This is a genomic window from Methylonatrum kenyense (assembly GCF_023195885.1).
GTDB classification, from domain to species: Bacteria; Pseudomonadota; Gammaproteobacteria; order Nitrococcales; family Aquisalimonadaceae; genus Methylonatrum; species Methylonatrum kenyense.
This window is the reverse complement of the sequence record NZ_JALPKO010000004.1, coordinates 102,513-126,172: the sequence shown is the minus strand read 5'-3', so window position 1 is coordinate 126,172 and position 23,660 is coordinate 102,513. Positions and strand designations below refer to the sequence as shown.

Sequence of the window (23,660 nt, the reverse complement as noted above, 5' to 3'; positions counted from 1 at the left end):
AAATTGCTGCCCCTGTAAGCGATTCGGGCCTGCCTCTGCCGGAAACCAGCTATTCGAGTGTAACAAGTCACGCTGGGGCACTGGCGTGCGGAAACCAGGCTTTTTCCATTCATTACAGAAAAACGCAAGAGGACGGATTCGATGGCTCAAAATCCCAATGATTCATCGTCCGACATTCCAGAGGGCGAGGGCGTTCCGGCACCGGAAGGTGCCGCCAATCCGATCGACACCGATTACGTCGTTGGACAGGACAACTACACGGCGAGGCCGCTGGGTATCAATCTGGATATCCACGGAGCCGTATTCCTGATCTCCTCGGCGGTCACCATCTTCTTCGTGGTGCTCACCCTGGCACTGCAGAGTGAAGTGGAGCCGCTGTTCAACGGTCTGCGTGACTGGCTGACCGGCAACATGGCCTGGTTCTTCCTGCTCGCTGGCAACATCTTTGTGTTGCTGTGCCTCGCCCTGATCGTCTCGCCGCTCGGCAAGGTCCGGATCGGCGGCACCGAGGCAACCCCGGATTTCAGCTACCTGGGCTGGTTCGCGATGCTGTTCGCCGCGGGCATGGGCATCGGGCTGATGTTCTACGGCGTTTCCGAACCGATGTCGCACTTCAGCGCGGCGCTCGGCGGCACCGAGACCGAGAACGGTGCGCGAACGGACTGGGCGCCGCTTGGTGGCGCGGCCGGCGACGAAGCCGCAGCATCGACGCTGGGCATGGCGGCCACGATCTTCCACTGGGGACTGCATCCCTGGGCAATCTACGCGGTTGTCGCGCTGGCGCTGGCACTTTTCTCGTTCAACAAGGGCTTGCCACTGACGGTCCGCTCGATCTTCTATCCCCTGCTCGGAGAGCGCGTCTGGGGATGGCCCGGGCACATCATCGACATGCTTGCGGTGTTCGCGACGCTGTTCGGGCTGGCGACGTCACTCGGGATCGGCGCCTCGCAGGCCGCGGCCGGCCTCAGTCACCTGTTCGGAGCACCTGAAGGCAACGTGACCATGGTGCTGCTGATCTTCGGCATCACCGCGATCGCGATCGTCTCGATCCTGGCAGGCGTGGACAAGGGTGTACGGCGGCTGTCCGAGATCAACATGGTGCTGGCTTTCCTGTTGATGCTGTTCGTCATCATCGTCGGACCGACACTGCTGATTGCCACCGGCTTCTTCCAGAACCTGTTCGCCTATGTCACCCACTTGCCGGCGCTGTCCAATCCGTTCGGCCGCGAGGACGCAAACTTCAGCCAGGGCTGGACCGCGTTCTACTGGGCCTGGTGGATTTCCTGGTCACCGTTCGTCGGCATGTTCATTGCCAGGGTGAGTCGGGGCCGCAGCGTGCGCGAATTCCTGATTGCCGTGCTGCTGGTGCCGTCGACCGTCTCGGTGCTGTGGATGACCGCCTTCGGCGGCACCGCGATCGACCAGCTCGTGTCCGCCGGCTTCGAAGGTGCCCGTGACGCCGATCTGGAGCTGCAGCTGTTCGTGATGCTCGGCGAATTGCCGCTGACCGAGATCACCTCGTTCGTCGGCATCGTCCTTGTGGTGGTGTTCTTCATCACCTCCTCGGACTCCGGCTCGTTGGTGATCGACACCATCACCGCCGGCGGCAAGGTCGATGCCCCCAAACCGCAGCGCGTGTTCTGGGCCATCATCGAGGGCGTGATTGCGGCAGCGCTGCTGCTTGGCGGCGGCCTGGTTGCCTTGCAGGCAATGGCCGTTTCCACCGGCTTGCCGTTTACCCTGGTGCTACTGGTGGGCTGCTACGCAATCATCAAGGGACTGATGAGCGAGCCGCGCGGCTGAGGAAAATCCGCAAGAAACGACAAGGGCGCCCGCGGGCGCCCTTTTTTATGTCCAGTTTATGTCCAGAGTCGGCCAACGGGCGTATCCGGCGCCAGGCGCCGGGCAACCTGAGCCTGAAACAGTTCGGCGGTTGCCAGGGCATCCACCGCGGCATGGTGTGGCTGGTAGGCGGGCAGGCCATAGCGCAGCCTGCTCTCATGCAGGCGCAGCGACACCTCCGGCGCACCGAAAGCAGCCCGGAGTCGCGCCCACACGGTCTGGCGGTGCCAACGGCCCTCGATGGTCATGGTGTCAATGACCGGGAAAAGCAGATTTTCCCCCAGACGAGCCTGGACGGCCGCGTCAAGGAATGGGCGCTCGATCTGACGAAAATGCACCACCGGCAGCCGACCCTGCATGGCTCGGAAGACCTCGGGCAGGATGTCAGACAGGTCGGGAGCCCTGGCCAGGGCATCATGGGTCAGGCCATGCAGCGTCACCGACTTCGCCTCCAGCGGCCGCGGCGGCCGGACCAGCCAGTGGCTGTGCGCCGAGAACAGGATGCGGCGCAAATCAAACGGCACCAACCCGATGCTGATGATGGCGTGGCGCTGTTCGTCGAGCCCTGTGGTTTCCAGATCCATCGCCAGCAGGGGCACGTCGGCAATCGGCATGTCAGCTTGCAGGCCGGACCAGCTGGCGTACAGCGCCGCGAGCTCCGGGTGGCGGGTGCGTGCGGCACGATCTGCCAGATACGCTGGCCAGGAGGTATTGGGGTCTGCGCGGCGAGACACCAGCCTCATGGCATGGGATACCGGAAGCGAAGGAATTTCTGTGCGTCGCTCAACACCTGGAAAGCATCCTTCAGATGGTGCCGCTCGCTGGAGGATATGGTTTCGGGATCGACCTTGTTGTCGGGTGGCTGCTCGTGGCGCAGATCCAAAGCCTGCTGCCGGATGCGCAGCATGGCGATGAACTCGAACGCATAGCGCAACCGTTCACCGACCCCGGACGGCAGCAGCTGGGTCCGGCCAATCGCATTGAGGCGTTCGAAGGAGTTCTGTGCGCGCGAGCCACAGGCCAGGGCATGCACCCGAATGAGGTCCGTCATCGGCGCAGTTCCGCGACGCTTGGCATCAATCGTATTGTTCTGCCGACCGTCCTTTTCCATGACGAAGTTACGGAAAAAACCGATGGGCGGGGTACGGTTCAGGGCGTTACGCGCCATGGCTGCCAGGAACAGCGGGCTTTGCGCGGCCTTATCCGCAACCAGGTCCTGCAACGCCAGGGCGAAGGACTCCTCGCCGTAGACGCTGTCCAGGTCGAAGAAAATGGAACTGTGCAACAGCCGCTTCGGATCCGGCTTGTCGATCCAGTCACCGAAGTAGGATTTCCAGACGCACAGCGGCTGACGCCAGGCGTCGGTGGTCGCCATGATGCCCCCGGTGCAATAGCTGTAGCCACAGGCCGCAAGTCCGTCGCTGACCCGCTTCGCCAACTGCTTGAAGTAGGCGTCGTGCTGCGCCGGATCGAAGCTGTCATCCAGCACCAGGGCATTGTCCTGATCGGTGACGATGGTCTGCTCATTGCGTGCCATCGAGCCCAGGGCGATAAAGCAGTACGGCACAGGCGGCGGGCCAAGCTCCTGCTCGGCCAGTTCCAGCAGGCGGCGGCTGAAGGCCCTGCCGATGGTGGCCAGCGCGCTGCCGATCATCTGCGAACTGTTGCCTTCCTCCACCATGCGCAGGAAGGCGGCCTCGACATCCGGCTTCAGGCGCTCCAGCCCAGCCACGCTGCCCTGATTGAAGATCGTGCTGACCAGGTACAGGCTGCTGTTGGTCTGGAAACGAATCAGGTCGGTCAGGTGCAGCAAGGCCACCGGCTCGCGTCGATGCAAGACCGGCAGGTGCTGCACATTGCTGCGCAGCATGGTCAGCATCGCATCATAGGCGGTGGAATCCGATTGCACACTGATCAGGTTTGGCTCGACCAGCTCCGACAACGGCGTATCGACAGAGCGCCCCTGTGCGATCACCCGCTCGCGGAAATCGCTGTCGGTGAGAATCCCGAGCAGTTCACGGGCTTCGCCATCGGCATCCTGGTAGGTACGGTCCGGTCGCTCGCCGGCCGGCCCGGTGACCAGGACACCGGAGATGTTCTCGGCACCAATGCGCGCGGCCGCCTCGCGGGCGGTGGTTGCGGCATCGAGGATCAGCGGCGGGCGGGAAATCAGCCGCCGCACCCGGGTGGTCAGCATGCTGCTTTCGTTGAACTGCTTCTCCACCGATGACTTCAGGCGGGGGCGTTCCAGCTCGACAAAGTCCGCGAACTGCTCGTCCTGCTCGCAGAGATCGCTGAACACGGCGACCGGAACCAGATAGATCAACGTGTCCTCTATCGCCTTGGCCGGAAAGTGCACCTTGCGATGCCGCAACAGGCTGAAATGGCCAAAAATATCGCCCTCGCCGAGACGATTGTAGAGTGCGCCGTTGCGCCGGTAGATATCGACCGCGCCGCTGCGGACGTAGTACAGGCTGTCGATGCCGTCGTTTCGGTCAAGGATGCTGCTGCCGCTCTTGAAATAGGCGACATCGACCGAATCGGCCACGGCATCCAGCAACTCGTCCGACAAGCCGTCAAACGGCGGGTAGTTGCCGAGATGCTGTCGAATCTCCCGGACTTCTGCGCTGCCCCGCATAAACTGGCTCCATGGCGTGCAGATGGCGACAACCGTCATCGAGTCTGATTTCCGGGCCCCACTGTGTAAAGCGGATCGAGCGGATACCTTGCGATAGTCCGCGAATCAGGTGCTTCCAGGCCGAACCAGTGCTTGAGATCACCCCCAAGGTAAGCGTTGTGCGAGGAATATTGAGCCGGTCGACTACTCCTCGGCCAAGGGCACGATCCGCTGATCTACTGTCGATGAACAACTGGCAACGCAATCCCCATCCCGAAACTGGAAAACGCTGATCAGCCAGGGCTCCCCGTGCAGGCAGAAACCCAACTGGCCGAACAGCCAGGTCGGGTCCAGTCGTGACACCGAGCCGCTGGAGCAGGCGCGCATCGCAGCGGCCTGTTCCGCCGCGGTCGCCGGCCGCACCTCGCCTTTCCCGCTGGCCACCCGGATACCGGCAGCAAGTGGAAACCGGGTCACGATAGCGACGGCTCCCGGCTCATCCACCGGGCCGTTACGGATCAGCCCGACAGCATCATGCCCGGTCAGCGCGAGAAAGACCGGCCCGCGATACTCCCCACTGTCGGACTGGAAATGATCCAGCATGACCGCCTGGGACCAGTTCGGCACCAGCCAGTCCAGGGGCGGCAGCAGGAATCCATTCAGGCGTGAACAGCGCGACTTCATTCGCTGATGATCCCCACCCGGCAACGATCGGGCAAGAGGATGGTTGACGCGGTGCGGGACAGGGGATGAAATCAGCAGGTACTCGGTTACCGGACGCACCCAGACCATGCTCAGGTCCATCACACGATACCTCCCTGCCCTGCTCCTTCTACAGGCATTTGCCGCAGCGCATGCCGAATCACGCCTGGATGTCCATCCGGGCGATCCGTACTCGAACGTCCAGGCCTGTGCCGCGCGCTATGCAGTAGCCGCACGCTTTACCATGGCCTTCAGTGACTATGCGGTGCAGCAACAGGCGGCGGATGCGGCCTTTGCGGCGATGAACCTGCAGAACCGCTACGCCTACATCGCCGTTGCCCTGCAACGCTTCGGTGGCGGGGACGACGGGGAACTGATGGAACTGGTCGAGCTGGCCAGCCCGATCGCAAGTGCCTCGAACGAGCGCGGCGACAACGTCTACGAAACCCTCGATACCGTGCTGAACGATTGCCGTGCCGTCGTTCGCGAGCTGGCGGAAAGCGAAGGCCTGCAGCCACTGATCGACAGCGCGCGCGAGCAGTCACTGGACGAAATGGAGCAGCTGATGCAGCAGGTCGGGAGGGGGAGCTGATGCGCCACGTTGGGGAACACCGGACAACGTCACGACGGACGCGCGGTCGACCGCTGGCACACGGCCTGCTGGCACTTGCCCTGCTGCCATTCGCCGCCAATCTCGTCCTCGCCGACACGGCGATGGACGAACTGGAAGCCGAAGCCATGACGATCAGTGGCCAGCTGGCGGAACAATTGACCGACGCGCTGCAGGAGGCCATGCAACGCGGCGGGCCGCCAGAGGCCATCAGCGTCTGTCGCGACCTGGCACCGCAACTCAAGGCCGAGCTGTCACGCAGCACCGGCTGGCGCGTGACCCGCGTCGGCACCCGGGTGCGCAATCCGCTGCTCGGACGGCCTGATGCCTGGGAGCAGACCGTGCTGTCCGATTTCCAGCAACAGCTTGACGAGGGTCGGGCCATGACCGAGCTGCGGCATGCCGAACGCGTTGCCGAACCGGACGGCGAGGTCTTCCGTTTCATGCGCGGCATCGGCACGCAGGACGCTTGTCTGGCCTGTCATGGCGAACGGCAAGACCGGCACGCCGACACCTTCAAGGTACTGGGTGAATTGTATCCCCACGACCAGGCGGTCGATTACAGGGCAGGAGATCTGCGCGGCGCCTTTTCGATCTCCCGGGCACTGGAATGAGCCAGAACCCGGCCCTGATTGTGCTCCTGCTGGTCGCCCTGGCAGCTATCGCGATTGTCGTGCTGCTGCTGCGCCACCGGATTCGCTTCGAAATCCGGTTCCGGCCGCGGCGTACGGTCGTGACCAAGGGCAAGCCGCCGAGCAGCTTCGTCGGCGCCTGCGAGGATATCCAGCGCGTCACCGGACTGGACCAGGGATGGATCCGCTGCGTTGACACAGAAGGCGGACCGGCACTGCGCTTCTCCGACCGCATTCCGGAACGACTGCATCAGCGCCTGCGCAACGGCTGGGAACCGCCACCGACAGGTGGTGGCGATGGCAACCGGGCAGTAGGCTGAAACAGGCGTTCGCTGGCGCTCAGGCCTGCGCCACATCCGGGCGGCCGAGACCATGCTGCTCCAGCGCACGGATCCGGTCACGGATCCGCCCGGCCTCCTCGAACTCCAGATTGCGCGCATGGGCGTACATCTGTTCCTCCAGTTCGCGGATCGCCTTGACCACCTGATTCGGTGTCATCGCTGCGTAGCGGGCCGCCTCGTCGGCCACCGCCTGCTCCTGCTTGCGGTCCTTGCCGCCACCCGGGACGCCGCCACGCTCCATCACATCCGCCACCGCCTTGCGAATACCCTGCGGCGTAATGCCATGCTCGGCGTTGAAGGCAAGCTGCTTGTCGCGGCGCCGCTCGGTTTCATCGATTGCCGCGCGCATGGAGGCGGTTACCGCATCGGCGTAGAGAATCGCGCGGCCATTGAGGTTCCGTGCGGCGCGGCCAATGGTCTGGATCAGCGACCGCTCCGAGCGCAGGAAGCCCTCCTTGTCGGCGTCGAGTATCGCGACCAGTGACACCTCGGGGATATCCAGGCCCTCGCGCAGCAGGTTGATGCCCACGAGCACGTCGAACTCGCCCAGCCGCAGATCGCGGATGATCTCCATGCGTTCCACGGTATCCACGTCGGAATGCAGGTACCGCACGCGCACCCCGTTCTCGCCCAGGTATTCGGTGAGATCCTCGGCCATGCGCTTGGTCAGCGTGGTCACCAGCACCCGCTCCTCACGCATGACCCGGTCGTTGACCTCCGACAACAGGTCATCGACCTGGGTCGTTGCGGGCCGCACCTCGATCTGCGGATCCACCAGCCCGGTGGGACGTACCACCTGCTCGACCACGGCAGCCGCATGCTGCGCTTCGTAGGGGCCGGGAGTGGCCGACACGAATACCATTTGCGGTGCCACTGCCTCCCATTCATCGAACCGCATGGGCCGGTTGTCCAGCGCCGAAGGCAAGCGAAACCCGTATTCCACCAGGGTGGTCTTGCGCGCGCGATCACCCCGGTACATGCCACCGATCTGCGGCACCGTGACATGGGATTCATCGATGAACAGCAGCGTGTCCTTCGGCAGGTAATCGAACAGCGTTGGCGGCGGTTCTCCGGGCTTACGACCGGACAGATAGCGCGAGTAGTTCTCGATGCCATTGCAGTAGCCCAGCTCCTGCATCATCTCGATATCGAACTGGGTGCGCTGCTCCAGCCGCTGTGCCTCCAGCAGCTTGCCGGCGCCACGCAACTCCTCCAGTCGCTCGCGCAACTCCAGCTTGATGTGTTCGATCGCGTCGAGAATCGTGACTCGCGGGGTCACGTAATGGGTTTTCGGATAAATGGTCAGCCGCGGCAGCACTTCCGACATCTCGCCGGTCAGCGGATCAAAGCGGCTGAGTTTCTCCACTTCGTCGTCGAACAGCTCGATCCGGACCGCCTCGGTTTCCTCTTCGGCCGGAAACACGTCAATCACCTCTCCGCGCACCCGGTAGGTGCCTCGCTTGAGATCGAGATCGTTCCGGGTGTATTGCAGCTCGGCCAGCCGCCGCAGGATCTGTCGCTGGTCCACCACGTCACCGCGCACCAGGTGCAGCACCATGTTCAGGTAGGCATCGGGGTCGCCGAGACCGTAGATCGAGGACACCGAAGCAACCAGAATCGTGTCCCGACGCTCCACCAGCGCCCGGGTCGCGGACAGGCGCATCTGCTCGATGTGGTCGTTTACCGATGCGTCCTTCTCGATGAAGGTATCGGACGACGGCACGTAGGCCTCGGGCTGGTAATAGTCGTAGTAGGAAACGAAATATTCGACCGCGTTGTGCGGGAAGAACTCGCGCATCTCGCCATACAGCTGGGCGGCGAGTGTCTTGTTCGGTGCCATCACCAGGGCCGGCCGTTGCAGGGTCTGGATAACGTTGGCCATGGTGAAGGTCTTGCCCGAACCGGTGACGCCGAGCAGCGTCTGATGGCGATACCCCCGGTGCAGCCCCTGCACCAATCCCTCGATTGCACGCGGCTGGTCTCCGGCCGGCTGATACGCCGACTCCATGGCAAAGCGTTTGCCTGTCACGTTTATACCTGCCTGAAATTACTCTATGATGTGCGGCTTATTTTTCATCGGACCGCCGGGCGCGAGGCGCGCCAGACTGGAGCGGTGCCAACCAGGAAACTGCCGACTGGAGGTCATTTTGGACATTCGACTTGCGAACCGGGTTCAACGCGTCAAGCCCTCCCCCACACTGGCCGTCACCGCGCGTGCGGCGGAGCTGCGGGCCGCGGGCAAGGACATCATCGGCCTCGGAGCGGGGGAACCCGATTTCGACACACCGGAGCATATCAAGGAAGCGGCCATCGAGGCGATCCGCGCCGGCAAGACCAAGTACACGCCGGTGGACGGCACGCCCGAACTGAAGCAGGCCATCCAGCGCAAGTTTTCCAGCGAGAACGGGCTGGACTACGAGCTGAACCAGATCCTGGTGTCCTCGGGTGCCAAGCACAGCATCTACAACCTGATGTGTGCCCTGTTGAATGCCGGCGACGAGGTCGTCGTCCCGGCCCCTTACTGGGTGTCCTACCCGGACATGGCCCTGCTCTGCGAGGCGGTACCGGTCATCGTCGAAGCAGGCAAGGACCAGCGCTTCAAGATGACACCCGACCAGCTCGATGCGGCGATCACCGACAAGACGCGCCTGGTGGTGCTGAACAGCCCCTCCAACCCCACCGGCGTCGCCTACAGCAAGGCGGAGCTCCAGGCCCTGGGTGAAGTGATCCGCAAGTACCCGGATGTGGTTGTGTTCACCGACGACATTTACGAGCACATCCTCTGGACCGATGAGGGATTCTGCAACATCGTCAATGCCTGCCCGGACCTGCAGGACCGCACCGTAGTCATCAACGGTGTCTCGAAGGCCTACGCAATGACCGGCTGGCGCATTGGCTATGCCGCGGGCCCTGCCCCGCTGATCGGCGCAATGAAGAAGATCCAGTCGCAGAGCACGTCCAACCCGACCTCCATCGCCCAGGCTGCCTCGGTGGCCGCGCTGACCGGCGACCAGGGTTGCATGACCCCGATGCTGAAGGCTTTCCGGGAACGGCACGACTATGTGGTCGAGGCGTTGAACGCAATGGACGGCATCGAATGCCTGCGGGGCGACGGCACGTTCTACGCATTCCCGTCTGTGGCTGGCGCCATGCGCAAACTGGGCATGAGCGATGACATGGCATTCGCCGAGCACCTGATCAATGAGGCGGGAGTCGCGCTTGTTCCGGGCTCCGCGTTCGGCCTTCCCGGCTGCGCACGCATCTCCTATGCAACAAGCATGGAGAACCTGCGGCGGGCCATGGAGCGCCTTGCGAAGGTGGTTAACGGATAGCCACAGCCGACGCCGGAGGTCGGTTGACGGTCTCCGGCGAAACTGTAGAATACCGGCCTACTTCCCCGGTAGCTCAGTTGGTAGAGCAAGTGACTGTTAATCACTGGGTCGGCGGTTCGAGCCCGTCCCGGGGAGCCAGTTTATCGAAGGCCTGATCGCGCCAAGTGATCAGGCCTTCGACGTTTCAGGTTCTGCTCCGTGTCAGCGACGATCCATCTGCCGTTGGCCGAAAAGCGCCTCCCGCGCTTCGTCAGTCGGATCACCGATCTTCATCACGTCCGCCAGCACAGCAGAGCCTCGCTGAACTGCCGGCCGGGCCGCAATACGCGTGACCCAGTCGTGCAAGCGCGGAAAGTCTTCAATCGTCATTTCATGGAGTTGCCGCACCCTGGGCATTAACCAAGGATAGGTCGCAACGTCAGCGATCGAATAACTGTCACCGGCGAGATAAGGGCGCTCGCCCAGTACCCCATCCATTACTCCGTAAAGCCTGCGGGTCTCGTCCTGGTAGCGTTTCATCGCATAGGGCACCGGTTCCGGTGCGTAGCCGAGAAAATGGCCGCACTGTCCGAACATCGGACCAACGTTGCCAACCTGAAAAAACAGCCACTGCAGAACCTGAAAGCGTTCTGCCGGGGTTTCCGGCAGCAAGCATCCACTTTTCTCGGCCAGATACATCAGAATCGCACCTGATTCAAAGATCGGAAAGGCGTCGCCGTTCGGACCAGTTTGATCGACGATGGCCGGAATCCGGTTGTTCGGACTTATCTCGAGGAACTCCGGGGAAAACTGATCGCCTTTGAGTATGTTGATCGGATGTACCCGGTAATCGAGTCCGCTTTCCTCCAGCATTATGGAAGCTTTGTGGCCATTGGGCGTGGGCCAGTAGTAAAGATCGATCATCTGGTGCCATTCCTCTTTTGTGCTTCGAGCACCTCTGCCACCATCGCCTGATGAAAGGCGGCGCTTTTTTCACCGGCAAAATCAACATTGTAGTGGGCCGTGACTGACGGCCGTTGAACCGACTTTTCGTACCAGGCCTGCAGATTAGGATGATCCTCCCGCCAGTCAAAATTGGGTCGAACGGGATCCTTGTCACCGTAGAAATTAAAGCGGAACTCCGTGTAGCTGAGCATGTGTAATGCTGCGGCGTGGCCTATATCGAAACGATCCCCGCCCGCCGTGACACTGTTTTCCAGAGTAACGAGGCCGCGCTCAAGCTTGGGCCAGATCCATTCATAGAGCCCGCGCCGCCGGTTCACCTCGGGGTGCCAACCCTCCATCACCATCTGCACGGTCAATTCAAACATCGTGTCACACAATGCCAATCGGGTGATCGCGTCCCAGCGCTCGGGGCCGGGCTCCGGGTAGAGGCGATTGGCAATGCTGATGCTGTCGAGGTATTCGCAAATGGCCTGGCTGCCATAGATCATCTGCCCCGATTCCAGGGCCAGCGTTGGAACCTTATCCAGCGGATTCAGAGCGGCAATGCTGTATTGCCCGGCCACATCCTCGCCGTCGTTATCCTTGAACGGAAAGGTGGGAACGAACGTGACCGCATCCCAGTTGCCCGTCTCATGCAGGGTTACAAGAACCTTGTGAATAAAGGTGTGAAACGGAGAATAGAAAAGCTTCATTGGATTTCTCCCGCGACCAATGCGAAGCGCCCGGCGCGTAAGGGGGAGGCAAGATCTGCCCCATGAAAACAACCAGTTGTTTTTTATGGCTTTATTAGGACAGATAACACAACAATGATGCAAAAATGAAACGCCCCGCCACTAAAAAGCCCGCAACGAAGCGGGCTTTTTAGCTGGATCTCGGAATCGCGCGCTATTTGATGTCATCCTTTCCGACACCCGACTCAGTCAGCATGTAGACGAGGGCCGCCGCGACTTCCTCGTCGCTGATATCCTGACCACCGCGTGCCGGCATGGCACCACGACCGTTAAGCACGCTGTCATACAGTCCATCATAGCCACGCGCCTCAACCAGCCCCTGCCAGGTTTCCTTGTAATCCTCGCCCACACCTGCAGCACCCATGACCCCAGCACCGTGACATTGCATGCAGTTGCTCTCGACAATGCTGCCCGCATCACCCCGGCTGACCTCGTCAAAGATACCGTCCGGGTCCGGCGCATCCGCATGGGCCGCACTCAAACCAAGGGCCATCCCGGCGATCGTTCCACTAAGAACCTTGAGGCTTCGCATGCACTCCTCCTCACTACTTTGGATAACCGTTCTCGTTCTGGCTCAGACAGAGCCAAACCACCTACTAAGCGTAGTTCAAAACGTTTAGTAGCAAGCGGTATGCCAAAAAAAAGCCTGCCCGGCGATGCCGGGCAGGCTTTTCAGGTCCTGATGACGAGGAACTTAGTGTTCCACGGCCTCCAGATCGACGTCGGAGGACTCCAGGAAATAACGCACCGCGGCAGCGATCTGGGCATCGCTGGCATCGCTCGCGCCACCACGGGCCGGCATCGCACCACGACCGCGGATCACGTTCCGGGTTAGGGCTTCAAAACCCCGGGCATCGACGAGATGCTGCCAGCCCGGTGCGCCAGGACCCTGGGCACCCATGACGCCGGCACCATGACAGCGCACGCAGGCGCTTTCCACGATGGACTGACCTTCACCACGCGTCACTTCGTCGATCTCGGTGACCTTGGGGATGTCGTACTCGGCCTGGGCGGCGCCCATGGCCAGCATCGCACCGCCGATCACACCAAACACGCTACGCATCGAGAGCATTCTCCTTCTCCTCTTTTATAGTCGCCTGTCGGCTATTTAAAAATCGACACAGACCGACCCTTTCCATTAAAAATCATTGACTTAGGGTCTGCCCGCCGAAAGACAAAGCGGTGATATTACCACTAACCCGGTTGTTCGGAAATCCCTTTCAGGCAACCCAATCCACCCTTCCTGTGTTGGCACAGGGTAGACCGGATGCATGTCATGGTGTTCGTGGTGTGATGTAAAGAAGTGCAAAGCTTTGTCCGGTAAGCTCCGGAGCGGGCCAACCGGTGCAGCAGGAGAAGGAAAACAACGACAAAGATGGTGTCAATATGACACATGCGCCATATCAACTCACTGGCGGGGACCCTGCGGTCCCCGCCAGCGCACGGCTCAATCCACCGCCAGGCGATCCCTGTTTGCATCCAGCGTGGAATTGCCGATACCGCTTACCGCGGTCAGCTCATCCACCGCCTGGAACGGACCGTGCGTCTCGCGATGCTCGATGATCGCCATCGCCCGGCTCTGGCCGACACCGGTGAGCTGCGAGGCCAGGGTGTCGGCGTCTGCTTCATTGATATTGACTTCCACCTCGGCCGAGGCGACGGCTGAAAATACAATCCCCAAGGCCAGTGCGGCCCCCTTCAGAAACGCGTTCATGCGCAACACTCCTTGTCATTTCATCCATGAAAAGACCACGATTCCTTCGCGGCCCCGTGCCATCCGTTCCCGGCGGCACCAATGAAAAGTTAGATCGCCTTCACACCCCTGTCAAAGATCCGGCCCTCGGACCGATCCGAATTCCTGAGCGGCAGCAGCTTGTCATCCTTGCGTTTCCGACAACGTCGAGCGAGAGCCTTACCGGTAACATATAGGCCGGTGGACGTTATCGTCTGGCGCGACGTACCTTTGGTCCAACGACGCCAGACGATAACGTCCACCGGCCCTGCCAGGCTGACAGTGCGGTTGCTTCAACGGGGCAGAGACGCCGCGGATCGAAGGTCCTGGCAATGGGTGCCGGCCTCCACGTAGTGCCGGGGGAGGACAAGATTTTCTCCGGACCTGTTGGACCGAAGGTACGTCAGTCCGGAGAAAATTCTTGTCCTCACACGGCACGGGGCCGGGACCTTTTCAGGCAGCATCCGGATGGATCAAGCGAGTTGCTGCCGAATCGCCTCCAGTGCCGCCGCCGGATCGGCGGCGCGGGTGATCGGCCTACCGATGACCAGATAGTCGCTGCCAGCGGCCACCGCCTGCTGCGGCGTCAGAACCCGTTTCTGATCGTCGGCACTGCTCTCCGCCGGCCGAATCCCCGGCGTCACCAGCACGCCATCGGTCCCCCAGCCGGCCCGCAACATCCGGGCCTCCTGCGCCGAACAGACGACGCCGTCCATGCCGCAATCCCGGGCCAGGTCACTCAGCCGCTGCACCTGCAGCCGCGGATCGGCAACAAGCCCGACTTCGGCCAGGGTCTCCGCCGTATGACTGGTCAACACCGTCACGGCTGTCAGCAGCGGCGGTGTCGGCCGTGCCGCCAGTGCCTCTCGGGCGGCCTCCATCATCCGGCGTCCACCCAGGGCATGCACGTTCAGCATCCAGACGCCCAGCTCGGCAGCGGCCCGACAGGCTGCGGCGACGGTATTGGGGATATCGTGAAATTTCAGGTCAAGAAAGACGTCGAAACCCTGGTCGACCAGCTCCCTGACGAGGTCCGGACCGCCTCGACAGAACAGTTCCTTGCCAACCTTCAACCGGCATTGCGCGGGCCGCAACTGGCCGGCCAGCGCCAGGGCCTCGTCGGCGGTGGCGTAATCCAGCGCAACAATAATCACCGATCGCGTCTCGTCCCTGTGCATCATTCTCCTTCCACGCCCCGGATCGGCCGGATGCTCGCCCAGGAACGGCAACCGGGGCACTGCCAGTGCAAGGCCCGCGCGGAAAAACCGCACTGGTGACAGGCATACATGGGCTTGTCCTGCAGCAAACGGGAAAACAGGTCGTGCAGCACCGATAGTTCTGTCGAGTCCGCGTCACCATCGGCGTTGAGGTTGAACTGGATCAACTGGTCCAGGCCGCGCACCGACGGGTGCCGACGCAGGGTCTCGACAAGGAACCGCTGCGCGGCCTCATCACCCTCGCGTTTCCTTACCAGCTCGGTCTGTCGCAGGATGACCGAGGCACCACGGGCCTGTTCCGGAACCGCCGCGAGAAATCGCTGGAAACGGTCTTCCGCATCCAGCACCGCGTAGCTCTCGCCCAGATCATCAAGCACCACCGGCAGGAACTCCGCGTCCTGCTGGACGATGCGGGTCAGGGCCTCCACCGCGCCCTCATGATTCCCCAGGCTGCGTTCCAGTTCGCCGACCAGGACACTGGCACGGACGCAGTTCGGGTCCGCCTTCAACGCCCGGCGCAGGCATTGCCGTGCGTTGTTGATTTCGCCGCGATCACGTTCCCGCTCCGCCAACTCACAATGAAACTGGGCGACCTGCCGGCGCATCAGCTGGCCGGTGCGCGCCTCCAGCCGCTCGGCCACATCGATAGCCCGGTCCCACTCCTTCTCCTGCTGGTAGATCTCCAGCAGGCTGCGCAATGCAGCCTCGACATGGGCGTTCAGGTCCACCACTTCCTGGAACAGGCTCTCCGCCCGGTCCAGCAGTCCGGCCCGCAGATAATCCTCACCCAGGGCCAGTAGCGCATAGGTTCGCTGGTCGCGGCTGAGGGTCGGGCGAGCGATCAGGTTCTGATGAATGCGGATCGCGCGGTCCACTTCGCCGCGGCGGCGGAAAAGATTGCCCAGCGCGAGGTGAGTCTCCACCGTGTCGGAGTCCACCTGCACCATGCGGGTGAACACCTCGATGGCCTTGTCGGGCTGTTCGTTTAACAGGTAGTTCAGGCCCTGGAAATAATCCTGCCGCAGCGGCCCGCCGTTGGCCCGGTGTCGCCCCGTGCCGCGGCGACCTATCCACCAGCCGGACAAGGCTGCAACGGGCAATAGCAGCCAGAAGAGTTCAACCATGTCAGAGCTTGTCTTTCAGCGGCAGACGGCGCAGCTGGTTGACCTCGCGTTCGGTATTGAAGAGTTGTTTCCGGAGTTTCCGCGCCTGGTTGGCACGGGACAGGACCATCGACAGACTGGCAAGAATGCCAACGGCGGCGCCGATAATCAGCATGAACACCAGCAGCAACGACAGCGGCAGTGACAGTTCGCCGAAGTAGTAATCAACGCTGACGGTGTGCGCATTGAGCAAGGCGAAACTCAGGCCAAACAGAATGACCACCAGCAATGCAATCAAACCGAGAATACGGCGCATCCGTTCACTCCCGAATCAGACATGAGGCAGAAGTGCAGCCAGCAACGAGAGATCGGACGGCGACCCCGGCGCCTGCCGGGCGGCCGGGACATGGGATCGGGGGCTTGCCCTAGTCCCCGTTCACCCGATGCCGAAGCTGCTTTCCAGGCTTGAAGTGTGGCACATGCTTGCCGGGAAGCGCGACCGGCTCACCGGTCTTCGGATTACGACCGATGCGCGGCGGTCGGTGGTGAAGGGAAAAACTGCCGAAACCACGAATCTCGATGCGCTCACCCGAGGACAGGGCCTCACTCATGTGCTCGAGAATGGTCTTGACCGCCAGTTCGACGTCCCGATAGACAAGGTGCTGCTGCTTCACCGCGATCAATTCGATCAGCTCGGATTTGGTCATCGTCCTGAACGTCCCGAAGAATGTCCGATGGGTCTCCGGTCCCTTACGCGGCCCGGAGCGAGGCATGAAAACGGGCCCGGGCGGTCGTCATCGCCGCCCGGACCGCAACGGTCAGGCAGATCAGTCCTTCTGATTGCCGTCCATCTGCTCCTTGAGCAGATCGCCGAGCGTCGTGGTGCCGGTGGCCCCACTGCGGCTGTAATCCTGCACGGCCTTGGCCTCCTCCTGGAAGTCCTTGGCCTTGATGGACAGGCTGATCGCGCGGTTCTTGCGATCGACAGCAACAAACTTGGCCTCGACCGAATCACCTTCCTTCAGGTGACTGCGGACATCGTCGACCCGCTCCCGGGCCACGTCGGCGGCGCGGATGTGGCCTTCGATGCCATCGCCCAGGTCGATGACCGCGAGCTTGGCGTCCACTTCCTTGACCGTGCCGGTGACCAGAGAACCCTTCGGATGCTCGGCCATCCACGAGGAGAACGGATCCTGCTCCAGCTGCTTGATGCCGAGGGAGATACGCTCACGCTCCGGATCCACGGACAGCACGACTGCTTCAACTTCATCACCCTTCTTGAAGTCGCGCACGGCCTCTTCACCGACATCGTCCCAGGACAGGTCGGAGAGATGCACCAGCCCGTCGATACCGCCGTCCAGACCGACGAAGATACCGAAGTCGGTGATCGACTTGATCGCACCGGAGACCCGGTCACCCTTGTTGTACTGGGTACCAAACTCTTCCCACGGGTTGGACTGGCACTGCTTGATGCCCAGCGAGATACGACGGCGCTCCTCGTCGATATCGAGCACCATGACCTCGACCTCGTCGCCGATGGCGACCACCTTGGCCGGATTCACGTTCTTGTTGGTCCAGTCCATTTCGGACACGTGCACCAAGCCTTCCACGCCTTCCTCGATCTCCACGAAGCAGCCGTAGTCGGTGATGTTGGTGACCTTGCCGAAGACGCGGGTGTTCTCCGGATAACGGCGGGCAATGTTTTCCCACGGATCCTCGCCCAGCTGCTTCAGGCCGAGTGACACGCGGTTGCGCTCGCGGTCGAACTTGAGAACCTTGACTTCGATTTCCTGACCGACTTCCACCACTTCCGACGGGTGCTTGACCCGGCGCCAGGCCATGTCGGTGATGTGCAGCAGACCATCGATACCGCCCAGGTCGACGAACGCACCGTAATCGGTGAGGTTCTTGACGATGCCCTTGAGCTGCTGACCTTCCTGCAGGCGTTCCAGCAGGGCTTCACGCTCTGCGCTGTACTCTTCTTCAACCACCGCACGGCGGGACACGACCACGTTGTTGCGCCGCTCGTCCAGCTTGATGACCTTGAACTCGAGATCCCGACCTTCCAGGTAGGTGGTGTCACGAACCGGCCGGATATCCACCAGCGACCCGGGCAGGAATGCGCGAATGTGCTTGAGATCGACGGTGAAACCGCCCTTGACCTTGCCACTGATGATCCCGGTGACAGTCTCGCTGGCCTCGTAGGCCTTCTCCAGGAACTTCCAGGCATGCGCACGCTTGGCCTTTTCGCGGGACAACCGGGTTTCCCCGAAGCCATCCTCGACCGCGTCGAGAGACACTTCAACGTCATCACCGACGGCCACTTCCAGCTCGCCGGAATCCCCGTAGAATTCGTTGACGGGGATGACGGCCTCGGATTTCAGGCCGGCATTGACCACCACGTGGTCGCCCTGGATGGCGACGACATGGCCGATGACGATGGAGCCGGGACGCATATCGGTCTGGGCCAGGCTCTGTTCAAACAGTTCTGCAAAGCTTTCGCTCATGGGTCAGTAGTTCCTGGACAGCAGCGGGATGCCGCTATCGGTGGTTGACGGTTAAAAAACAACAATACCGCCCTGCTACGGCAGGCCGGTACGCCACGAGAATCGGTCACCGGCAATCCCGGGTACCGATCAATCCTTATCAGCGTAGACTGTGGAGCGCTCGAGCAACTCCCGGAGTCTGTCCGCAACCTGGTTCACGGACAGGCCGGTGGTATCGATCACCACTGCATCCCGGGCCGGAACCAACGGAGCCACCGCACGCCCCTGATCGCGGGCATCGCGCGCGGTGATCTCCTCTAAAAGGGCAGTGAGGCTACCACTGACCCCCTGTTCCTTCAACTGTTTATGACGCCTTCGAGCCCGCTCCTCGGCGCTCGCCGTCAGGAACACCTTGACTGCCGCATCCGGAAACACGACGGTGCCCATGTCGCGACCGTCCGCCACCAACCCGGGAGGCTGTCGGAAATCCCGCTGCCGCTGCAACAGCGCCTCGCGGACTTCGGCAATCGCTGCCAGCCTGGACGCCTGCTCACCGGTGGTCTCCTGCCTCAGTTCACCGGTGACATCAACGCCATCCAGGCGCACGAGCGATTCGTCGGCCGGATCCAGTGGCGCCTCGAACACCAGGTCCAGTGCAGCGGCCAGCGGAGCCAGCGCAGCACCATCACCGGCATCGATACCACGTCGGGCTGCGGCAATGGCCGTCGCACGATAGATGGCGCCGCTATCAAGCAGATGCCACCCCAGTTCCCGGGCAAGCAGGCGGCAGACCGTACCCTTGCCCGAGCCCCCGGGCCCGTCAACGGCAACAACCGGAACACTGGCGTCCATCATCAGACGGGCTCTGCACGGATCGCCAGACCATGCGCCGAGGCCAGGTCGGCAAAGCCGGGAAACGAGGTCTCGACATTGGCACAGCGGGCAATTTCAATGGGGCCGCCGGAGCGCAAACCGGCCATCGCGAAGCACATGGCAATGCGGTGATCGCCATGGCTGTCCACCCGGCCGCCGGCCAACTCGCCGCCGGTAATTTCCATGCCATCCGGCGTCGGCCGCGCATCGATCCCCAGGGCCCGCAGGCCCTCCGCCATGACTGCGATCCGGTCGCTTTCCTTGACCCGCAGTTCCTCCGCACCGGTCAGCACCGTGGTGCCCCTGGCACAGGCTGCCGCCACGAAAATTGCCGGGAATTCATCGATCGCCAATGGCACCAGATGCTCCGGGATCCTGATCCCGTGCAACTGCGCCGAGCGGACGTGGACGTCCGCCACCGGCTCGCCACCCACCTCGCGCCGATGGCGCAGTTCGATATCCGCCCCCATCAGGTTGAGAATATCGATGACGCCGGTGCGCGTCGGATTGATGCCGACGTGCTCCAGCACCACTTCGGAACCCGGGGCGATACAGGCCCCCAGAATGAAGAACGCCGCCGAGGAGATATCGGCCGGCACATCGATATCGCCGGCACGCAGGCGGCCGCCGCCGGCAACGCCGACCCAGCCCTGGTCCCGAAGCACCGGATAACCGAAGCCCTCAAGCATGCGTTCGGTGTGGTCGCGGGTCGGCGCCGGCTCCCTCACCCAGGTCTCGCCCTCGGCAAACAGGCCGGCCAGCAACAGGCAGGACTTGACCTGGGCACTTGCCACCGGCATGTCGTAGCGGAACCCGGTCAGCGGATGGCCGCCGCGGATGGTCAACGGCGCGGTGCCGCCCTCGGCGGCTTCGATCCGGGCGCCCATGGCGGCCAGCGGCTCGGTCACGCGCTTCATCGGTCGCCGCGACAGCGACTCGTCACCTTGCAGCACGGAATCGAAGGACTGTCCCGCCAGCAGGCCGCACAACAGGCGCATCGATGTACCGGAATTGCCCAGGTACAGCGGTTCGGCCGGTGGCTGCAGGCCATGCAGGCCAACCCCGCTGATTCGCAGGCGACCGTGATCGGGCCCCGAGATGACAACGCCCATGGCACGAAACGTGGCCAGCGTGGCCAGCGCATCCGCACCCTCCAGGAAACCACTGACCCGGGTCTCACCCTCGGCCAGTGAACCCAGCATAATCGAGCGATGGGAAATGGATTTATCACCCGGCACGCGGAAACGCCCGTGCAGCGCACCGCCAGGATCGACCACAAAATTCCGTTCTTCCATGACTGCCTGCGTCACAGCGTTTCCTTTGATGTCATCGGTTCAGCTTTCCAGCATGGCCAGAAACCGCTCGCGGGCATCCCGCGCATTGCGGAAGGCCCGCTCCAGCGCCTCGCCGTCCTGCCGGCGAACGGCCTCGGTCATTCGCGTCAGATCCCCGGTGTAGCGCTCCAGCGCCGCCACCACCGCTTCGTGGTTGGCGAGGCAGATATCACGCCACATCAACGGGTCACTGGAGGCAATCCGCGTGAAGTCCCGAAACCCGCCGGCGGCATAGGCGAAAATCTCGTCGCGATCACCCCAGCGCGACAGCGCATCCACCAGGGCAAAGGCCAGCACATGAGGCATGTGCGAGGTGGCGGCCAGCACCTCGTCGTGGTGCGCGACACTCATGCAGGAGACGCGGGCGCCACAGGCCTCCCACATGTTCTTCACGGTGGCCACCGCCTCGACCGCCGTCTCCTCCAGTGGCGTGAGAATGACCTTGCGGCCCCGGTAGAGCTCCGGGAAGGAGGCCTCAACCCCGCTGTTCTCGGTGCCGGCAATCGGGTGACCGGGGACGAAACGCGGCAGGGCCGGCCCGAGCGTTGCCCGCGCGGCCTCCACCACGCTGGCCTTGGCACTGCCGCCATCGGTGACCACGCAATCCGGCTCCAGCGTCGGCGCAATGGCGGTCATGACCGGATCCATGGCGCTGAGTGGCACGGCCAGCAGCACCATGTCGGCGCCGACCACCGCGCGACCCGGATCGGTCTCGAAACGATCGATGACGCCCAGCTCCCGGGCCCGTTCCAGGTTCGCCAGGCCACGTCCACAGCCGACAACCTCCTCGGCCTGGCCGGCCAGACGCAGGGCCCGGGCCAGGGAACCGCCAATCAGGCCAACACCGATGACGCAAAGGCGACGAACTGGTACTGCAGCGCTGCTCAAGCCCGCAACTCCGCCTGCAGGGCCTCGACAAAGCGGGCGTTCTCGGCAGGCAGGCCCACGGTAACCCGCAGGAACCCGGGCAGCGCATAGTTGGCGACCGGGCGCAGGATCACGCCGCGCCGCAGCAGTCCTTCGTAAATCGCATCGGCCCGCTCACCGACCCGGAAACACAGGAAGTTTCCGGCCGAGGGCAACACCTGCAGACCCATGGATTGCAGGGCCTGCCGCAACCAGTCCCGCTGCTCGCGGTTCAGCGCCACGGACTGGGCGATATAGTCCTGGTCCGCCAGCGATGCCAGCGCCGCCGCCTGCGCCACGCTGCTGACATTGAACGGCTGGCGCACACGGTTGAGCAGGTCCGCCACCGCTGGATGTGACAGCCCGTAACCGACCCGCAACGCAGCCAGGCCGTGGGCCTTGGAGAAGGTCCGGGTGACGACCAGGTTGGGAAACTCCTGTAGCCAGAGCGACGCATCCGGATAATCCGGGTCATCGGCATACTCGAAATACGCCTCGTCGACCACCGCGATCACCTCGGCCGGCAGGCCCTGCAGAAAGGCGCGCAGCGGATCGGCCTGCAACCAGGTCCCGGTGGGATTGTTCGGGTTGGCAACGAAGACCACCCGGGTACGCTCGCTGACCGCCGCCGCCATTGCCTCCAGGTCGTGGCCGAACGGCATTGCGTGATCGGGGGCGTTGGCCGGCACCACCACGGCACTGGCACCGGCCGCCTGCGTGACAATGGGATATACGGCGAAGGCATGGGCCGAGAAAACGGCCTCACGGCCGGGCTCGAGAAATGCGTTGGCGACCAGCGCCAGCACGTCGTTGGAGCCATTGCCCAGCGTCACCTGCATGGGGTCGACCGCGTGCCGCTCGGCCAGGGCATGCCGCAACGCAAAGCCCGCACCATCCGGGTAGCGATGAGCGCCCTGCAACTCCGCGCCGGCCGCCTCGATGGCCCTGGTGCCGGGCCCCATCGGATTCTCGTTGGAGGCCAGCTTGATGACGTCGTCGAGGCCGTATTCCCGCTTCAATGCCGATTCCGGCTTGCCCGGCTGATAGGGCTGCAGGGCGCGGACTCCGGACACCGCAAGGCTCGAAAAATCAATGGTCTTGTGCAGCATGCTTGTGGTGCTCCCTAGCGCGCGACACGAGGGTATGAGCCCAGCACGCGCAGCAGCGAGGACTCTTCCCGCATCTCCTGCAGCGCTTCCCGGGCCGGGGATTCCTCAGCATGGCCGAGAAAATCGATAAAAAAGGCGTATTCCCAGACGCCCTGCCGCGAGGGCCTGGCGTCCAGCCGGGTCATGTTGATGCCGTGACGGCCCAGCGGCTCCAGTAGCCGGCACAGGCCACCGGGCTGGTCGTTGCGCGATATCAGCAAGGACGTCTTGTCATCCCCGGTCGGCGGCGGCGACTGCTGGCCAATGACCAGAAACCGGGTGGTGTTGCCCGAGATATCCTCGATGCCCTCGGCCAGCGGGCCGAGCCCGTACATCTCTGCCGCAGCGCTGCTTGCTATCGCCGCCGAGCCGGGCTCGGCGGTGGCCAGCCGGGCCGCCTCGGCCGTGCTGCTGACCGTGATCCGCTCGACCCCGGGCAGGTGGCTGTCCAGCCAGCCGCGGCACTGGGCCAGCCCCTGCTGATGCGAGTAGACACAGCGAACATCGCCGATTTCGCTCTCGCGGCTGACCAGGTTGTGCTGAATACGCAGTTCGACCTCGCCGACAATCTGCAACGGCGAGCTCATGAAACAATCCAGCGTGTGGTTGACCACGCCCTCGGTGGAGTTTTCCACCGGCACCACGCCGTAGTGCATCTCACCGGATTCCACGGCCCGAAAAATGGCATCAATGGAGCTGGCCGGGCGCAGCCGGGCATCATGGCCAAACTGGGTCAGCGCGGCGGCCTGGGTAAAGGTGCCCTCCGGGCCCAGATAGGCCACGGTCAGCGGCATCTGCAGGGCCAGGCAAGCCGACATGATTTCGCGATACAGCCGGCTGATGGCGGCGTCGGGCAGCGGCCCGGGATTCTCTTTCAGCATGCGTCGCAGGATCTGCTGCTCACGCTCAGGGCGGTAGAAATCGCAGGTCTCGCCGGCTTCGCGCTTGATCCGGGCCACTTCGCCGGCAAGCCTGCCGCGTTCGCTGACCAGCCGCAGGATCTCGCCGTCCAGCGCATCGATCCGTGCACGCACCTGCTTGAGCTTGTCCTCGTCCACCATGCTAATGCTCTCCGGCCCCAACGTGCCCGGCATCATGCCGCGACCGAC

Annotated in this window: 24 protein-coding genes and 1 tRNA gene; 6 read left to right on the top strand and 19 right to left on the bottom strand. The window is 63.0% G+C overall.

The window, feature by feature from the left end:
• Positions 1–141 precede the first annotated feature (141 nt).
• Positions 142–1,803 carry a BCCT family transporter gene (locus tag M0534_RS06595; RefSeq protein ID WP_248567625.1) on the top strand — a complete coding sequence of 554 codons (1,662 nt, stop codon included), beginning with the start codon at positions 142–144 and terminating at the stop codon, positions 1,801–1,803.
• A gap of 56 nt (positions 1,804–1,859) precedes the next feature.
• On the opposite strand, the gene M0534_RS06590 is transcribed toward M0534_RS06595, so the two are convergent.
• The 3 genes from M0534_RS06590 to M0534_RS06580 form a co-directional block, all read right to left on the bottom strand.
• Positions 1,860–2,585, bottom strand: a complete 726-nt coding sequence (locus tag M0534_RS06590) for a 3'-5' exonuclease (protein ID WP_248567624.1) — start codon at positions 2,583–2,585, stop codon at positions 1,860–1,862.
• Positions 2,582–4,480 (bottom strand): DUF294 nucleotidyltransferase-like domain-containing protein, encoded by a 1,899-nt coding sequence (locus M0534_RS06585; protein ID WP_248567623.1) that lies wholly within the window; start codon positions 4,478–4,480, stop codon positions 2,582–2,584. Before M0534_RS06585 ends, M0534_RS06590 begins: the two co-directional genes overlap by 4 nt.
• A 183-nt stretch (positions 4,481–4,663) precedes the next feature.
• A complete protein-coding gene (locus tag M0534_RS06580; protein WP_248567622.1) occupies positions 4,664–5,143 on the bottom strand; it encodes a hypothetical protein in 480 nt (159 codons plus the stop codon).
• Positions 5,144–5,249: 106 nt separating this feature from the next.
• On the opposite strand from M0534_RS06580, the gene M0534_RS06575 reads away from it, so the two are divergent.
• From M0534_RS06575 to M0534_RS06565, 3 genes are read left to right on the top strand one after another with little or no spacing between them, the layout of a single operon-like run.
• Entirely contained in the window at positions 5,250–5,753 is a 504-nt protein-coding gene (locus M0534_RS06575) for a hypothetical protein (RefSeq protein ID WP_248567621.1), read from the top strand.
• Positions 5,753–6,385, top strand: a complete 633-nt coding sequence (locus M0534_RS06570) for a Tll0287-like domain-containing protein (protein WP_248567620.1) — start codon at positions 5,753–5,755, stop codon at positions 6,383–6,385. The genes M0534_RS06575 and M0534_RS06570 overlap by 1 nt, the downstream gene beginning before the upstream one ends.
• Entirely contained in the window at positions 6,382–6,723 is a 342-nt protein-coding gene (locus M0534_RS06565) for a DUF3634 family protein (RefSeq protein ID WP_248567619.1), read from the top strand. Before M0534_RS06570 ends, M0534_RS06565 begins: the two co-directional genes overlap by 4 nt.
• Positions 6,724–6,742: 19 nt before the next feature.
• On the opposite strand, the gene uvrB is transcribed toward M0534_RS06565, so the two are convergent.
• Positions 6,743–8,752, bottom strand: a complete 2,010-nt coding sequence (gene uvrB, locus M0534_RS06560) for an excinuclease ABC subunit UvrB (protein ID WP_248567764.1) — start codon at positions 8,750–8,752, stop codon at positions 6,743–6,745.
• A 139-nt stretch (positions 8,753–8,891) separates the two neighbouring features.
• Here uvrB and M0534_RS06555 point away from each other — a divergent pair, with 139 nt between their 5' ends.
• Positions 8,892–10,076: a pyridoxal phosphate-dependent aminotransferase gene (locus tag M0534_RS06555; RefSeq protein WP_248567618.1), complete on the top strand. Its 1,185-nt coding sequence runs from the start codon at positions 8,892–8,894 to the stop codon at positions 10,074–10,076.
• 62 nt (positions 10,077–10,138) lie between these two features.
• Positions 10,139–10,214, top strand: a tRNA-Asn gene (locus tag M0534_RS06550).
• A 63-nt stretch (positions 10,215–10,277) separates the two neighbouring features.
• On the opposite strand, the gene M0534_RS06545 is transcribed toward M0534_RS06550, so the two are convergent.
• The 15 genes from M0534_RS06545 to pheA all read right to left on the bottom strand — a co-directional run bounded on the left by M0534_RS06545 (position 10,278) and on the right by pheA (position 23,612).
• Positions 10,278–10,979, bottom strand: coding sequence for a glutathione binding-like protein (locus M0534_RS06545; protein WP_248567617.1), 702 nt, complete (start codon positions 10,977–10,979; stop codon positions 10,278–10,280).
• Entirely contained in the window at positions 10,976–11,713 is a 738-nt protein-coding gene (locus M0534_RS06540) for a glutathione S-transferase family protein (RefSeq protein WP_248567616.1), read from the bottom strand. The genes M0534_RS06545 and M0534_RS06540 overlap by 4 nt, the downstream gene beginning before the upstream one ends.
• A 193-nt stretch (positions 11,714–11,906) precedes the next feature.
• Positions 11,907–12,284 carry a c-type cytochrome gene (locus tag M0534_RS06535; RefSeq protein WP_248567615.1) on the bottom strand — a complete coding sequence of 126 codons (378 nt, stop codon included), beginning with the start codon at positions 12,282–12,284 and terminating at the stop codon, positions 11,907–11,909.
• Positions 12,285–12,446: 162 nt separating this feature from the next.
• A complete protein-coding gene (locus M0534_RS06530) occupies positions 12,447–12,815 on the bottom strand; it encodes a c-type cytochrome (RefSeq protein ID WP_248567614.1) in 369 nt (122 codons plus the stop codon).
• 384 nt (positions 12,816–13,199) lie between these two features.
• Positions 13,200–13,466: a ComEA family DNA-binding protein gene (locus M0534_RS06525; RefSeq protein WP_248567613.1), complete on the bottom strand. Its 267-nt coding sequence runs from the start codon at positions 13,464–13,466 to the stop codon at positions 13,200–13,202.
• Between the two features lie 491 nt (positions 13,467–13,957).
• Positions 13,958–14,665, bottom strand: coding sequence for an orotidine-5'-phosphate decarboxylase (pyrF, locus tag M0534_RS06520; RefSeq protein WP_248567612.1), 708 nt, complete (start codon positions 14,663–14,665; stop codon positions 13,958–13,960).
• A complete protein-coding gene (gene lapB, locus M0534_RS06515) occupies positions 14,662–15,825 on the bottom strand; it encodes a lipopolysaccharide assembly protein LapB (RefSeq protein ID WP_248567611.1) in 1,164 nt (387 codons plus the stop codon). Before lapB ends, pyrF begins: the two co-directional genes overlap by 4 nt.
• 1 nt (position 15,826) lies before the next feature.
• Positions 15,827–16,120: a LapA family protein gene (locus M0534_RS06510; RefSeq protein ID WP_248567610.1), complete on the bottom strand. Its 294-nt coding sequence runs from the start codon at positions 16,118–16,120 to the stop codon at positions 15,827–15,829.
• A gap of 109 nt (positions 16,121–16,229) precedes the next feature.
• Entirely contained in the window at positions 16,230–16,511 is a 282-nt protein-coding gene (locus tag M0534_RS06505) for an integration host factor subunit beta (protein ID WP_248567609.1), read from the bottom strand.
• Between the two features lie 120 nt (positions 16,512–16,631).
• Positions 16,632–18,311 (bottom strand): 30S ribosomal protein S1, encoded by a 1,680-nt coding sequence (gene rpsA / locus M0534_RS06500; protein WP_248567608.1) that lies wholly within the window; start codon positions 18,309–18,311, stop codon positions 16,632–16,634.
• Positions 18,312–18,440: 129 nt separating this feature from the next.
• Positions 18,441–19,145, bottom strand: a complete 705-nt coding sequence (gene cmk / locus M0534_RS06495) for a (d)CMP kinase (protein ID WP_248567607.1) — start codon at positions 19,143–19,145, stop codon at positions 18,441–18,443.
• Entirely contained in the window at positions 19,145–20,458 is a 1,314-nt protein-coding gene (gene aroA / locus M0534_RS06490) for a 3-phosphoshikimate 1-carboxyvinyltransferase (protein ID WP_282571328.1), read from the bottom strand. The genes cmk and aroA overlap by 1 nt, the downstream gene beginning before the upstream one ends.
• 39 nt (positions 20,459–20,497) lie before the next feature.
• A complete protein-coding gene (locus M0534_RS06485; RefSeq protein ID WP_248567605.1) occupies positions 20,498–21,385 on the bottom strand; it encodes a prephenate dehydrogenase in 888 nt (295 codons plus the stop codon).
• Positions 21,382–22,512, bottom strand: coding sequence for a histidinol-phosphate transaminase (gene hisC, locus M0534_RS06480; protein WP_248567604.1), 1,131 nt, complete (start codon positions 22,510–22,512; stop codon positions 21,382–21,384). The genes M0534_RS06485 and hisC overlap by 4 nt, the downstream gene beginning before the upstream one ends.
• A gap of 14 nt (positions 22,513–22,526) precedes the next feature.
• Positions 22,527–23,612 (bottom strand): prephenate dehydratase, encoded by a 1,086-nt coding sequence (gene pheA / locus M0534_RS06475; protein ID WP_248567763.1) that lies wholly within the window; start codon positions 23,610–23,612, stop codon positions 22,527–22,529.
• Positions 23,613–23,660: the final 48 nt, after the last annotated feature.

Coding starts and splice junctions, on each gene's coding strand:
- cmk (WP_248567607.1), bottom strand. CDS start 19,145: ATGATGGACGCCAGTGTTCCGGTTGTTGCCGTTGACGGGCCCGGGGGC.
- M0534_RS06510 (WP_248567610.1), bottom strand. CDS start 16,120: ATGCGCCGTATTCTCGGTTTGATTGCATTGCTGGTGGTCATTCTGTTT.
- M0534_RS06585 (WP_248567623.1), bottom strand. CDS start 4,480: ATGCGGGGCAGCGCAGAAGTCCGGGAGATTCGACAGCATCTCGGCAAC.
- M0534_RS06580 (WP_248567622.1), bottom strand. CDS start 5,143: ATGAAGTCGCGCTGTTCACGCCTGAATGGATTCCTGCTGCCGCCCCTG.
- M0534_RS06595 (WP_248567625.1), top strand. CDS start 142: ATGGCTCAAAATCCCAATGATTCATCGTCCGACATTCCAGAGGGCGAG.
- hisC (WP_248567604.1), bottom strand. CDS start 22,512: ATGCTGCACAAGACCATTGATTTTTCGAGCCTTGCGGTGTCCGGAGTC.
- rpsA (WP_248567608.1), bottom strand. CDS start 18,311: ATGAGCGAAAGCTTTGCAGAACTGTTTGAACAGAGCCTGGCCCAGACC.
- M0534_RS06540 (WP_248567616.1), bottom strand. CDS start 11,713: ATGAAGCTTTTCTATTCTCCGTTTCACACCTTTATTCACAAGGTTCTT.
- lapB (WP_248567611.1), bottom strand. CDS start 15,825: ATGGTTGAACTCTTCTGGCTGCTATTGCCCGTTGCAGCCTTGTCCGGC.
- uvrB (WP_248567764.1), bottom strand. CDS start 8,752: ATGGAGTCGGCGTATCAGCCGGCCGGAGACCAGCCGCGTGCAATCGAG.
- M0534_RS06570 (WP_248567620.1), top strand. CDS start 5,753: ATGCGCCACGTTGGGGAACACCGGACAACGTCACGACGGACGCGCGGT.
- M0534_RS06525 (WP_248567613.1), bottom strand. CDS start 13,466: ATGAACGCGTTTCTGAAGGGGGCCGCACTGGCCTTGGGGATTGTATTT.
- M0534_RS06590 (WP_248567624.1), bottom strand. CDS start 2,585: ATGAGGCTGGTGTCTCGCCGCGCAGACCCCAATACCTCCTGGCCAGCG.
- M0534_RS06565 (WP_248567619.1), top strand. CDS start 6,382: ATGAGCCAGAACCCGGCCCTGATTGTGCTCCTGCTGGTCGCCCTGGCA.
- M0534_RS06535 (WP_248567615.1), bottom strand. CDS start 12,284: ATGCGAAGCCTCAAGGTTCTTAGTGGAACGATCGCCGGGATGGCCCTT.
- M0534_RS06530 (WP_248567614.1), bottom strand. CDS start 12,815: ATGCGTAGCGTGTTTGGTGTGATCGGCGGTGCGATGCTGGCCATGGGC.
- M0534_RS06545 (WP_248567617.1), bottom strand. CDS start 10,979: ATGATCGATCTTTACTACTGGCCCACGCCCAATGGCCACAAAGCTTCC.
- M0534_RS06575 (WP_248567621.1), top strand. CDS start 5,250: ATGCTCAGGTCCATCACACGATACCTCCCTGCCCTGCTCCTTCTACAG.
- aroA (WP_282571328.1), bottom strand. CDS start 20,458: ATGGAAGAACGGAATTTTGTGGTCGATCCTGGCGGTGCGCTGCACGGG.
- pheA (WP_248567763.1), bottom strand. CDS start 23,612: ATGGTGGACGAGGACAAGCTCAAGCAGGTGCGTGCACGGATCGATGCG.
- M0534_RS06505 (WP_248567609.1), bottom strand. CDS start 16,511: ATGACCAAATCCGAGCTGATCGAATTGATCGCGGTGAAGCAGCAGCAC.
- pyrF (WP_248567612.1), bottom strand. CDS start 14,665: ATGATGCACAGGGACGAGACGCGATCGGTGATTATTGTTGCGCTGGAT.